Origin of the sequence: Streptomyces sp. NPDC089915 (assembly GCF_040684675.1) — a bacterium.
GTDB lineage: Bacteria > Actinomycetota > Actinomycetes > Streptomycetales > Streptomycetaceae > Streptomyces.
Genome location: NZ_JBFBGN010000171.1, coordinates 1 through 12,653, shown reverse-complemented (window position 1 = coordinate 12,653; position 12,653 = coordinate 1). Strand labels below are relative to the sequence as shown.

The 12,653-nt window shown below is 72.7% G+C and carries 12 protein-coding genes; 11 read left to right on the top strand and 1 reads right to left on the bottom strand.

Annotation, left to right across the window (positions count from 1 at the left end):
- Positions 1–1,341: molybdopterin cofactor-binding domain-containing protein (locus AB0O29_RS31265; RefSeq protein ID WP_365158342.1), on the bottom strand; the 1,341-nt coding region annotated here is incomplete at its 3' end.
- A 254-nt stretch (positions 1,342–1,595) separates the two neighbouring features.
- Between AB0O29_RS31265 and AB0O29_RS31260 the strand changes: the two genes are divergently transcribed.
- The 11 genes from AB0O29_RS31260 to AB0O29_RS31210 form a co-directional block, all read left to right on the top strand.
- Entirely contained in the window at positions 1,596–3,047 is a 1,452-nt protein-coding gene (locus tag AB0O29_RS31260) for an MFS transporter (RefSeq protein WP_365158339.1), read from the top strand.
- Positions 3,048–3,150: 103 nt separating this feature from the next.
- Positions 3,151–4,341, top strand: coding sequence for an aminotransferase class I/II-fold pyridoxal phosphate-dependent enzyme (locus AB0O29_RS31255; RefSeq protein WP_365158336.1), 1,191 nt, complete (start codon positions 3,151–3,153; stop codon positions 4,339–4,341).
- Between the two features lie 65 nt (positions 4,342–4,406).
- The gene (locus tag AB0O29_RS31250; RefSeq protein ID WP_365158333.1) at positions 4,407–4,913 is read left to right on the top strand and encodes a MaoC family dehydratase; all 507 of its coding nucleotides are present in this window, start codon (positions 4,407–4,409) and stop codon (positions 4,911–4,913) included.
- Between the two features lie 71 nt (positions 4,914–4,984).
- On the top strand, positions 4,985–5,824 hold the full coding sequence (locus tag AB0O29_RS31245) for an SAM-dependent methyltransferase (protein ID WP_365158331.1): 840 nt from the start codon (positions 4,985–4,987) through the stop codon (positions 5,822–5,824).
- Positions 5,821–6,867 (top strand): class I SAM-dependent methyltransferase, encoded by a 1,047-nt coding sequence (locus tag AB0O29_RS31240; RefSeq protein ID WP_365158328.1) that lies wholly within the window; start codon positions 5,821–5,823, stop codon positions 6,865–6,867. The genes AB0O29_RS31245 and AB0O29_RS31240 overlap by 4 nt, the downstream gene beginning before the upstream one ends.
- Positions 6,868–6,929: 62 nt before the next feature.
- The gene (locus tag AB0O29_RS31235; RefSeq protein ID WP_344155416.1) at positions 6,930–7,823 is read left to right on the top strand and encodes a diiron oxygenase; all 894 of its coding nucleotides are present in this window, start codon (positions 6,930–6,932) and stop codon (positions 7,821–7,823) included.
- Between the two features lie 34 nt (positions 7,824–7,857).
- The gene (locus AB0O29_RS31230; protein WP_365158325.1) at positions 7,858–8,724 is read left to right on the top strand and encodes a hypothetical protein; all 867 of its coding nucleotides are present in this window, start codon (positions 7,858–7,860) and stop codon (positions 8,722–8,724) included.
- A 1-nt stretch (position 8,725) separates the two neighbouring features.
- Entirely contained in the window at positions 8,726–9,490 is a 765-nt protein-coding gene (locus AB0O29_RS31225) for a 4'-phosphopantetheinyl transferase superfamily protein (protein WP_365158322.1), read from the top strand.
- Positions 9,487–10,695 carry a methionine adenosyltransferase gene (gene metK / locus AB0O29_RS31220; RefSeq protein ID WP_365158319.1) on the top strand — a complete coding sequence of 403 codons (1,209 nt, stop codon included), beginning with the start codon at positions 9,487–9,489 and terminating at the stop codon, positions 10,693–10,695. The genes AB0O29_RS31225 and metK overlap by 4 nt, the downstream gene beginning before the upstream one ends.
- A gap of 1 nt (position 10,696) precedes the next feature.
- On the top strand, positions 10,697–11,680 hold the full coding sequence (locus AB0O29_RS31215) for a carbohydrate kinase family protein (protein ID WP_365158316.1): 984 nt from the start codon (positions 10,697–10,699) through the stop codon (positions 11,678–11,680).
- Between the two features lies 1 nt (position 11,681).
- The coding region (locus AB0O29_RS31210; RefSeq protein ID WP_365158313.1) for a homocysteine S-methyltransferase family protein at positions 11,682–12,653 on the top strand (972 nt) is incomplete at its 3' end.

Below are 12,653 nucleotides of genomic sequence, written 5' to 3'. Positions count from 1 at the left end.
CGCGTCGGCGGCCATCGCCAGGCGGATCCGGGTGGCGGGGCGGTAGCCGCCGTCGGTGAGCTCCTCGTCGCGGTCGAGGGAGACGCGGACGGGGGCGCCGTACAGCCGGGAGAGTTCCACGGCGGCGATGACGTCGGTGGTCAGCCCCACCTTGGAGCCGAAGCCGCCGCCCACGTGCGGGGCGCTGGCGACGACCTGCCCGGGGGGCAGGTCCCAGCGTTCGGCGGCGAGCTGCGCCACGCGCTGGACGGCCTGGGTGGACACCTCCAGCCGGAGGGTGTCCCCGCTCCAGTGGGCGAGGGCGGCGTGCGGTTCGAGCGGGGTGTGGCTCTGGGCGGCCGTGGTGTAGAGGCCCTCCACCACCCGGTCGGGGCTCTTGGCGCGGGCCTTGAGGATCCGTCGTACGGCCTCGCCGCCGCGTTTGTTCATGCTCACCGGGCCCCGCCGGTTGCCCTCCCACTTGGCGGGCAGCCCGATGCCGCCCTCGCCGGAGCTGGGCGCCCTCTTGCGCTCCGCCTTGTCCGCGTACACCAGGGGGCCCTCGCCGGCCCGGGCCCGCCGCAGGTCGAGGGCGGCCGGCCGGACCTCGTAGTCCACGACGACCTTCGCGGCGGCCGCCCTCGCCGCCGCACGGGTGGGGGCGGCCACGGCGGCCACGGGCTGGCCGACGTAGCGGACCACCCCGTCGTCCGGCAGCAGCCGGACGAGCGGGAGGTCCCCGGCGTCGAGGGAGCGGACGAGGGCGTGCGCGTGCGGGGAGCGGACGACCACCCCCTCCAGGAGCCCTTCGGGGCGCAGGTCGGTGGTGTACCGGGCGGCGCCGGAGGCCTTCTCGGGGGCCTCGGCGCGCGGGGGAGCGGAGGCGGGGTCCGGCTCGGCGTCGTACTCGCCCGCGCAGGCGGCGGCTACCGCGGCGAGGATCCGCTCGTAGGCGCCGCAGCGGCACAGGTGGCCCGCCAGGGCGTCGGCGATCCGCTCGCGCCCGGGCGCGCTGCGGCCGTGCCCGGCCCGCCACCGGTCGTGGAACGCCGCCGCCTCGACGACGAACCCCGGGGTGCAGTAGCCGCACTGGAGGGCGTCCTGGCCGGCGAAGGCGCGGGCGACGGGGTGGCCCGCCAGGCCCTCCGCCGTGGTGACGCGCCGTCCGGCCAGCAGGGCGGCGGGGGTCAGGCAGGAGACCCGGGGTTCGCCGTCGACCTGGACGGTGCACGCGCCGCAGACCCCGCCCGCGCAGACCAGCTTGGTGCCGGTCAGGCCGAGCCGGTCGCGCAGCAGCTCCACGGCCGCCGGGTCGTCGTCCGCGTCCGCCGTGCGGGGGACGCCATTGACCTCGAACTCCACGGGACGCACTCCTCCGGGCCGGGTGGCGACCGCCGGGCCCGCGCGCTCACCTTCACCCTCCTTGATATCCCGCCGCCGGGGCCGCCGCAGTGCGCCCGCGCCCGGGGCGGGGCCGTGCGGGTGACGGGCGCGGGAGCGGCGGATCGAGTCCCGCTCGAGCGCCCGACCGCACCCTTACATACCCCCCATGGGTATGCTAACTTCCCTCACGAAGGTACCCCCTGGGGGTATACAGCAGAGGAAGGGCCAGGGCAATGTCAACCGTCAATCCCCGGCGCTGGTGGGCACTTGGCGTGCTTGCCGCCGCTCAGTTCATGGTGATCATGGACACCTCGATCATCGGGGTGGCGCTCCCCGAGATGCAGAAGGACCTGGGCTTCTCCCAGGGCGAGCTCCAGTGGGTCTTCAACGCCTACGTCATCGTCTTCGGCGGATTACTGCTGCTCGGCGGGCGGCTCTCCGACCTGTTCGGCGCGCGCAAGATCTTCGCCACCGGCTGGGTCGTCATGATCGTCGGCTCGGTGCTCGCGGCGGCCGCGCAGAGCGCATCCGTGGAGATCGCCGGCCGGGCCGTCCAGGGAGTCGGCGGCGCGCTGATCGCGCCCTCGGCGATGACGCTCCTGATGATGCTCTTCGGGCACAACCCGAAGGAGCTCGGCAAGGCGATGGCCCTCTACGGCGCCGCCGCCCCCGCCGGTGGCACCGCCGGCGTCTTCCTCGGCGGCGTGTTCACCGAATGGGTGAGCTGGCCCTGGTGCTTCATCATCTACGTCCCGATCGGCGTGGCCACCCTCGCCATGACGAAGCTGCTGCCGGCGGTCCAGTCCCGCCGCGGCTCCGTGGACGTCCTCGGCGCCGTCGCCGTCACCGCCGGGCTCGCGCTCGCCGTCTTCGCCGTGGTCCGCGCCCCCGAGGTCGGCTGGGGATCCACCGCCACCGTGCTGGAGCTGATCGGCGCCGCCGTCCTCCTCGTCCTCTTCTTCGTGATCCAGAAGACCATCCGCGAGCCGCTCATGCCGCTCAGCGTGTGGCGCATCCCCCGGCTGGGCTCGGGCAACCTCGCCATGACCCTGCTCGGCGCCGCCTGGATCCCGATGTGGTACTTCCTCAACCTGTACCTCCAGCAGGTGCTCGGCTACGGCGCCTTCGCCTCCGGTGCGGCCCTGCTCCCGATGACCATCCTGCTGATGATCTTCATGACGGCCATCACCGCCCGCCTGATGGGCCGCTTCGGGGCGAAGCCGCTGATCGCCGGCGGCCTGCTGGCCCTCGCCCTCGGCCTGCTCTGGCTGTCCGCCGTCGAGCCGACCGGCACCTTCCTGGTCGACGTCCTGCCCGCCTCGCTCGTCGCCGCGCTCGGCATGGCGCTCGCCTACATCCCGGCGATGATCGCCTCGATGTCCGGCGCCCCGCAGGAGCAGGCCGGCCTGGCCTCCGGCATCGTCAACACCACCTACAACGTGGGCTCGGCCCTCGGCCTGGCCGCGCTGACCGCCCTCGCCACCACCCAGGGCGCCGGTGAACTGGGCAACCTGCCCGCCCTCACCGACGGGTTCAGCTCCGCCTTCATCGCCGCCGCCGCCATCGCGGCCGTCGGCGCGCTGGTCACGCTCCTCGCCATGAAGAGCGACAAGGCCGTCGCCGCGGCCGCCGCCGCTCCGGCCGCCGACGCCCCGGCGTCGCAGGGCCAGACGGCGGGGGTCTGACGCACGGGGGACGGCCCCGCGCTCACCCCAGGGGTCGCCCGACGTCCTCCCCGGACGTCGGGCGGCCCCTTTTCCGTACCCGAACGACCAAGGGAGACCCTCGATGAAGGACATCCGCACCCGGGCCGTGCACGTGGCCCACGAGCTCGAAGTCCCCGCGAGCCGGCCGCTGTCCGTACCGCTCGTCCAGTCCTCCGCCTTCGCCTTCGACTCCGCCGACGACCTGGCCCGGGCCATGTCCGGACCCGACGGCGACTACGTCTACAGCCGCCGGGGAAACCCCACCGTGCGCGCCCTGGAGCGCACCCTCGCCGGCCTGGAGGGCGGGGCCTCGGCCATCGCCTTCGCCTCCGGGATGGGCGCCATCAGCGGGGTCCTGCTCGCCCTGCTGCGCCCCGGCGACCAGGTCGTCGCGCAGCGCTGCCTGTACGGGGGCACGTACGCGGCACTGAGCGACCTGGCGGAGCGCTACGGGGTCCGGGTCGACTACATCGCCGGTGACGACGCCGGGGAGTTCGAGGCGCTCGCCGGGCCGCGCACCCGGCTGCTCGTCCTGGAGACCATCGCCAACCCCACCGGCCAGGTCCCCGACCTGCCCGGCCTGCTGGCGGCGGCCCGGCGCCTGGGCGTGCTCAGCGCCGTCGACAACTCCCTGGCCTCGCCCGTGCTGTGCCGCCCGATCGAGCACGGCGCCGACATCGTGCTCCACTCCACCACCAAGTACCTCGCCGGCCACTCCGACGTCCTGGGCGGCGCCGCCGTGTTCGCGGACGACGCCCTGCGCCGGGAGGTCTGGCCGCGCACGGTCGAACTCGGGGCCAGCGCCGATCCGTTCGCCGTCTGGCTGACCCTGCGCGGCATCGCCACGCTGCCGCTGCGGATGCGCGAGCACTGCGCCAACGCGGGCCTCCTCGCCGAGCGGCTGGCGGCCCATCCGGCGGTGGCGGCCGTCCACTGGCCGTGGCTGGGAACGCACCCCTCGTACGCCATGGCGCGCAAGGTGCTCTCCGGCGGCGGCGGGCTGCTCTCCTTCGAGCTGCACGGCGGCCGGGAGGCGGGCCGCGCCTTCGTCGAGGGGGTCCGCCTCGCACGGCTGGCGCTCTCCCTGGGCGGGGTGGAGACGCTGGTCACGCATCCCGCCAGCACCTCCCACCGGGAGCTGGACGAGGGCGCGTTGGCGCGCGCCGGGATCGGCCCGGGGCTGGTGCGGATGTCCGTCGGCATCGAGGACCCGGAGGACCTCTGGCAGGACGCTGAACAGGCACTGCGGTCTTCTTTTGGGTTGACAAAATAAGCGCCTGATTCGTAGATTGGTTCACGCCAGAGAAAACCACTCCTCTACGTCAAGGGGGGCGCGTGATGCGCTATTTCGAGGACTTCCGGACCGGTGACGTCCACGAGCTGGGGACCATCACCGTCACGACGGAGGAGGTGCTGGAGTTCGGCCGGCGCTTCGACCCGCAGCCCTTCCACACCGACCCGGAGCTCGCGGCGCAGAGCCCCTTCGGCGGGCTCATCGCCAGCGGCTGGCACAGCGCCTCGATGTTCATGCGCCGCTACGTCGACGGACTGCTCGCCTACAGCGCCTGTACCGGCTCGCCGGGCGTCGACGAGATCCGCTACCTGCGGCCCGTCCGCCCCGGCGACGTGCTCACGGCGCGCGTCGAGATCCTCGGCTCGCGCCCCTCGCCGTTCAACCCGGCCACCGGGGTCGTCCAGCCCAAGTGCACGCTGTCCGACGCCGAGGGGAACGTCGTCTTCAGCATGGTCCTGCACAGCATCTTCCGGCGCCGCCCCGTCGAGTGCGCGGCGCCGCACCCCTGCGCCGCGGAGGACCCCGTCGTCCGCGTGAACTCCCTGGCCTGACCCGGCCGGGCCCGGGCTCCCCGCCCCGCGCCCGCCCCCACCCGTCCGCCGAAGTGAAAGGGAGTCCTCCCGTGGAGGCCGTATCCCGCACCGCCCAGTGGACCGCCGCAGCGCGGGCCCTGGAAACCGACCGCGAGGACCGGCTGTTCGCCGATCCGTACGCGCGCACCGTCGCCGACACCATCGGCTTCGAACTGCTGGAGCGCTACGCCGGAGCCGGCACCGTGCCGTTCCTCGCGATCCGCACCACCTACCTCGACCGGCAGATCGTCCGCACCGTCGAGGAGCACGGCATCCGCCAGGTCGTGTTCCTCGCCGCCGGCATGGACACCCGCTTCTACCGGCTGCCCTGGCCCGACGGCGTCACCGTCTACGAACTCGACCGCCCCGCCCTCCTGGAGGCCAAGGCCGGGATGCTGGCCGGCGAGGCCCAGCCGGCCGGCCGCAGCCGCGTCGCCGTCCCCGTCGACCTCACCCAGGACTGGACCGGGCCGCTCAAGGAGGCCGGCTGGCGCTCCGGCGAGCCCGTGCTGTGGGTCGTCGAGGGCCTCCTCTTCTTCCTCCCCGAGCTCGCCGTCCGCAGCCTGATTTCCACCCTGGCCGGACACTCCGCCCCCGGCTCGGTCCTGCTCGGCGACGTCATCAGCAAGTCCGCGCTGGAGAACCCGCTCTCCCGCCCCTTCCTGAAGTGCCTGGAAGAGGACGGCAACCCCTGGCTCTTCGGCACCGAGACCCCCGAGCAGCTCCTCACCGACTGCGGCTGGGACGTCCGCGAGGTCCGCCAGCCCGGCGAGGACGGCGCCGACTTCGGCCGCTGGCCCTACCCCGTCCCCGCGCGCAGCGTCCCGCGCGTCCCCCGGTCCTTCCTGTTCACCTGCGACCTCCCGACCACCGAGGTGAGAGCGGCATGAGCGCCACCCACGACTTCCACCAGCGCGTCATCAGCGACGCCGGCGCCGCCGTACGCGGCCTGACCGTCGCCCTCGGCGAACGCCTGGGCCTCTACCGCGCCCTCGCCGAGGCCGGCCCCCTCACCCCGGCCGGCCTCGCCGGGCACACCGGGATCGACACCCGCTACGCCGAGGAGTGGCTGCACGCCCAGCTGAGCGCCGGCTACGTCGAGCGCGACCCGGACACCGGCGCGTACACCCTGCCCGCCGACCACGCCCCGGTGCTGGCCGACCCGAACGCCCTCACCTACGCCGCCGGCTTCTTCACCGCCCTCAAGGCCCTCTACGGCACCGAGGACCTCCTCGTCGACGCCTACCGCACCGGCGACGGCGTCGGCTGGGCCGACCACGACCCGGCCCTCGACACCGGCATGGGCAGCTTCTTCCAGCCCACCTACGAGCACCGCCTCGTCCCGGACTGGCTGCCCTCCCTCACCGGGGTCACCGGCAAGCTCGCCGCCGGCGGCACCGTCGCCGACGTCGGCTGCGGCGTCGGCCACACCACCCTGCTCATCGCGAAGGCCTTCCCGCAGGCGACCGTCCACGGCTTCGACTACTCCGAAGAGGCCATCGCCATCGCCCGCGGCCTCGCCGAGGAGGCCGGCCTCTCCGACCGCGTCGTCTTCGAGGTCGCCTCCGCCGACGACTACCCCGGCACCGGCTACGACCTGGTCACCTTCTTCAACGCCCTGCACGACATGGGCGACCCGGTCTCCGCCGCACGGCACGTGCACAAGTCCCTCGACGCCGAGGGCACCTGGATGCTCGTCGAGTCGAACGTCTCGCCCGAGGACATCGACACCCAGACCCCGGCCGCCCGCATGTTCATGGCGCTCTCCGCCGTCATGTGCCTGCCCGTGGCCGTCGCCCAGCACGGCCCCCACGCCCTCGGAAACCACTCCGGCGAACAGGCCTTCCGCGCCATCGCCGAGGAGGCCGGCTTCTCCCGCTGGCGCCGCGCGACCGAGACCCCGGTCAACGCCGTCTACGAGGTCCGCCCGTAGCCACGGCCCGCCGGCCCCGGGGTCCGCACGCCCCGCCGTCACCACCACACCGAGGAGTCACCATGGGCGTCAGCGCCCCGCTGCCGGTCAACGACCGGTTCCTGGAAGTCCTGGAGCGCCTGAGCTCCCGCTCCATCGAGGAGTACTACAACCCGTACCAGCAGTTCGACTGGCCCGAGAAGCTCGACGAGGGCCGGATGTGGATGACCCCCGAGCTGCTCACCGTCTACGGGACCCCCTTCTACGACGAGCTCGGCGAGGAGACCCTCCAGCGCCTCTCGAAGTGGGAGAGCATCAACTTCTACAGCCTCAACGTGCACGGCATCCGCGAGCTGCTCATCGAGGTCGTCGGCCGCATCCACATGCCCGGCTTCGAGGTGCCCTCGGACTTCTTCCACCACTTCATCGGTGAGGAGAACGAGCACATGTGGTTCTTCGCCGAGTTCTGCCGCCGCTACGGCGACAAGATCTACGGTTCCACCGCCCTGCGCGCCGACTCCGCCTGGGAGCCGGAGGTCGAGAACTTCCTCGTCTTCTCCCGGATCCTCTTCTTCGAGGAGCTGGTCGACCACTACAACACGCGGATGGCGCGCGACGAGTCGCTGTGCCACACCATCCGCGAGGTCAACCGCATCCACCACCAGGACGAGTCCCGCCACATCGCCTTCGGCCGCGAGCTGGTCTCCCTCCTCTTCTCCCGCATGAAGGAGGCCGTCCCCGCCGCCCGCGTCGCCGAGGTCGAGGCCTACCTCAAGCGCTACGTGGTCTACAGCATCAACTCCCTGTACAACCCCCACGTGTACCGGGACGCCGGCATCGCCGACCCGATCGGCCTGCGCAACGCCCTCGTCGCCGACGAGCGCCGCCGGCCCCACGAGCGCAAGGCCATCCGCAAGCCGCTCGGCTTCTTCCTGAAGACCGGGATCTTCACGGACGACGTCCTGCCCGTCGTCTGAGAGGGCCCTCCGCCGTCCGAGAGGTGACACCCCCATGAGCGTCACGACCGTCCAGACCACCGCCACCCCAGACACCCGGGGCCTGCCGTCGCTCGGCCCCGAGGGCACCGCCCTGCTGCGGCTCCTCGACGACACCTTCGAGAGCTGGGGGGTGCACGCGGGGGCCCGTTCGATGACCATGCCCCCGCTGCTGCCGGCCGCCGACCTGGCCCGGCTCGACTACTACGACAACTTCCCCCACCAGGCCGTCGTCGCCGCCCCGCTGAACCTGGACGTCAGGGACAGCAGCGAGTTCTGTACCGACACCGGCTGCTTCCCCTGCGACGCGCTGGAGCCGGCCGCCCTCGGCCTGCCCTCCGCGTCCTGCTACGCCGTCTACATCGACCACCAGGGCCGCCCGGCCGCCGACGACGAGCTCGTCACCGTGGTCGGCTGGTGCTTCCGCAAGGAGGCCCACTACGAGGGCCTGCGCCGCCAGCTCGGCTTCCGCATGCGGGAGATCGTCGCCATAGGCACCCGGGAGCACGCCGAGGAGCACCTGGCCCGCTTCACCCGGCGCATCAACGCCTTCGCCGAGGCCCTGGACCTGCCGCTGAAGAGGGAGGCCGCCTGCGACCCCTTCTTCGACAAGGGCAGCTCCAAGGCCGTGCTCCAGCGGCTGACCCCGGTCAAGCACGAGTTCCTCTTCGAGGACCTCGCGATCGCCTCGGTCAACACCCACCGCAACTTCTTCGGCGACCGCTGCGACATCCCCCTCGCCTCCGGCGCGGGACCGGCCTTCACCAGCTGCGTCGCCTTCGGCCTGGAGCGCTGGCTGTCCGCGCTCACCCGCCGCCACGGCAGCTGGGCCGCGGCGACCGCCGCCGTCCTGAGCGCGAACGCGGCGGGGCCGGCGATCTGACGTGCAGACCCTCCCCGTCGCCCCGCCGGCGGGTGGCCTGGGCTGGGCGAACCTCGGCATGGACATCGTCTCCGTCGACCGTGTCCGCCGGCTGCTCGTCAAGTACGGCGAGGACTTCTTCCAGCGCATGCTCACCCCCGGCGAACTCGCCGACTGCCACACCTCCGCCCGGCTCGACGTACTGAGCCTGTGCGGACGGATCGCGGCCAAGGAGGCGGCCTTCAAGACCCTCCGCGTCCGGGCCGTGGTCCTCCCCTGGCGGGACATCGTCGTACGGCGCTCCGAGGGCGGCTGGCCCCTCGTCGAACTCCGCGGGGCGGCGGCCGGCATGGCCGCCGACTCCGGGATCGCCGGCATCACCGTGACCATCAGCCACGACGTGGACTACGCGGTGGCGGTCGCCGCCCCGCTCCTGGAGTCCGCTCCGCCGCCAGTACCCGTACCGCCCGCACCCGCGGACCCGGCCGCCGGGCCCGCACCCACCCTCCGCAACGCACCCAGCACCCCAAGGAGAGACACCATGTCCGAAGGCCTGCAGCTCGTGAAGAACTGGCTCCTCGCCCGCCACGAGGAGCTGGACGACATCGCTTCCGACCTGGACCTCATCGAGAACCGGCTGATCGACTCCCTGTCCTTCGTCGAGTTCGTCTTCCTGCTCGAACAGCACAGCGGCCGCGCGATCCAGATGGAGACCCTCGAGGTCGACGAGATCCGCACCCTCGACGCCATCGCCACCCACTTCTTCGCCGCCGAGGTGAAGGCATGAGCAAGCGGCTCTTCACCTCCGAGTCGGTCACCGAAGGCCACCCCGACAAGATCGCCGACCGGATCAGCGACACCATCCTCGACGCCCTGCTGCGCGAGGACCCGGCCAGCCGCGTCGCCGTCGAGACCCTCCTCACCACCGGCCAGGTCCACATCGCCGGCGAGGTCACGACCACCGCGTACGCGCCGATCGCCGAACTCGTCCGCGGGGCCATCCTGGACATCGGCTACGACTCCTCGAAGAAGGGCTTCGACGGCGCCTCCTGCGGCGTGTCGGTGTCCATCGGCGCCCAGTCCCCGGACATCGCCCAGGGCGTCGACACCGCGTACGAGTCCCGCGTCGAGGGCGAGGACGACGAGCTCGACAAGCAGGGCGCGGGCGACCAGGGCCTGATGTTCGGCTACGCCTGCGACGAGACCCCGGAACTGATGCCGCTGCCGATCCACCTCGCGCACCGGCTCTCCCGCCGCCTGACCCAGGTCCGCAAGGAGGGCACGGTCCCGTACCTGCGCCCCGACGGCAAGACCCAGGTCACCATCGAGTACGACGGTGACAAGGCCGTGCGCCTGGACACCGTCGTCGTCTCCACGCAGCACGCCGCGGACATCGACCTGGACGCGCTCCTCACCCCGGACGTCCGCGACCACGTGGTCGAGCACGTCCTGAAGCAGCTCGCCGAGGACGGCATCAAGCTGGACACCGAGGGCTACCGGCTCCTGGTCAACCCGACGGGGCGCTTCGAGATCGGCGGCCCGATGGGCGACGCCGGCCTGACCGGCCGCAAGATCATCATCGACACGTACGGCGGCATGGCCCGGCACGGCGGCGGCGCCTTCTCGGGCAAGGACCCGTCGAAGGTGGACCGCAGCGCCGCGTACGCGATGCGCTGGGTGGCCAAGAACGTGGTCGCCGCCGGTCTGGCCTCGCGCTGCGAGGTCCAGGTCGCCTACGCCATCGGCAAGGCGGAGCCCGTCGGCCTCTTCGTCGAGACCTTCGGCACCGGCAGCCTGCCCGACGAGCGGATCCAGGAGGCGGTCTCCGCCGTCTTCGACCTCCGCCCGGCCGCGATCGTCCGCGACCTGGACCTGCTGCGGCCCATCTACGCCCAGACCGCCGCCTACGGCCACTTCGGCCGCGAGCTCCCCGACTTCACCTGGGAGCGCACCGACCGCGTCGACGCCCTGCGCAAGGCAGCCGGGATCTGACATGCGGATCGCTGTCACGGGTTCCATCGCGACCGATCACCTGATGACCTTCCCCGGCCGGTTCGCCGAGCAGCTGCTGGCGGACCGGCTGGACCGGGTCTCCCTCTCCTTCCTGGCCGACCACCTGGACGTGCGGCGGGGCGGAGTGGCGGCGAACATCGCCTTCGGCCTGGGCGTGCTGGGACTGAGCCCCCTGCTGGTGGGCGCGGTGGGCGGGGACTTCGAGCCGTACCGGGTGTGGCTCAAGGACCACGGGGTGGACACCGACTCCGTACGCGTCAGCGACACCCTCCACACGGCCCGGTTCGTCTGCACCACCGACCAGGAGCAGAACCAGATCGCGACCTTCTACGCGGGCGCGATGGCCGAGGCCCGCGAGATCGACCTCCACGAGGTCGTCGCCCGCACCGGCCGGCCCGACCTGGTGCTCATCTCCCCGGACGACCCGCAGGCCATGCTCCGCCACACCCGCGCCTGCCGCGCACTGGGCCTGCCCTTCGCCTCCGACCCCTCCCAGCAGCTCGCCCGGCTCACCCGGGACGAGGTGCTGGAGCTGATCGACGGCGCGACGCGGCTGTTCACCAACGAGTACGAGTCCGCGCTGCTCGGCGAGCGCGCCGGGCTCACCGAGGAGCAGATCCTGCGAAGGGTCGGCTCCTGGGTCACCACCCGCGGCGAGGACGGCGTCCGGATCCGCACCGCGGACGGCGAAACCCTGACCGTGCCGGCGGTGCCCGTCACCCAGGTCGTCGACCCCACCGGCGTCGGCGACGCCTTCCGGGCCGGATTCCTCGCCGCAGCGGCCTGGGGCGTCTCCGAGGAGCACGCGGCCCAGCTGGGCTGCGCGGTCGCGGCCACCGTCCTCGACCACGCCGGCACCCAGGAGTACCGGCTCACCCGCGAGGCACTGCTGGCCCGGCTGCGCGAGGCCTACGGGCCGCGGAGCGAGGCGGAACTGTCCGAACACCTGAGGGGACTGGAATGAGATGAGACGGTCACTGAGGGAGGAGTTCGCGACCCGGGTGGTGGTCGCGGACGGGGCGATGGGCACGATGCTCCAGGCCGCCGATCCCACGATGGACGACTTCCTGGGGCTGGAGGGCTGCAACGAGATCCTCAACGCCACCCGCCCCGACATCGTCCGCGCGGTGCACGACGCCTACTTCTCGGTGGGCGTGGACTGCGTCGGGACCAACACCTTCGGCACCAACCTGGCCGCACTCGCCGAGTACGGGGTCGAGGACCGGATCTACGAGCTCTCCGAGGCCGGCGCGCGCATCGCCCGCGAGTCCGCCGACGCCTTCACGGCGGCCGACGGCCGGCCCCGCTGGGTCCTGGGCTCCATGGGCCCGGGCACCAAGCTCCCCACCCTCGGGCACATCGCCTACGACCGCCTGCGCGAGGCCTACCGGGAGAACGCGGAGGGGCTGATCCGCGGCGGCGCGGACGCCCTCCTCGTCGAGACCACCCAGGACCTCCTCCAGACGAAGGCCGCCGTCATCGGCGCGCGGCAGGCCCTGGACTGGTGCGGGATGGGGGACCTCCCGCTCATCGTGCAGGTCACGGTGGAGGCCACCGGCACGATGCTGCTGGGTTCGGAGATCGGTGCGGCGCTGACGTCGTTGGAGCCGCTGGGGATCGACATGATCGGTCTGAACTGCGCCACCGGCCCGGCCGAGATGAGCGAGCACCTGCGTTACCTGGCGCGCAACGCCCGTATCCCGCTCTCCTGCATGCCCAATGCGGGCCTGCCGGTGCTGACCAAGCAGGGGGCGCACTACCCGCTGAGCGCGCCCGAGCTGGCGGACGCGCAGGAGACCTTCGTACGGGAGTACGGCCTCTCCCTGGTCGGCGGCTGCTGCGGTACTACGCCGGAGCACCTGCGGCAGGTCGTGGAGCGGGTGCGCGGTACGGCGGTCACGCCGCGGGTTCCCCAGCCGGAGCCGGGTGCGTCGTCG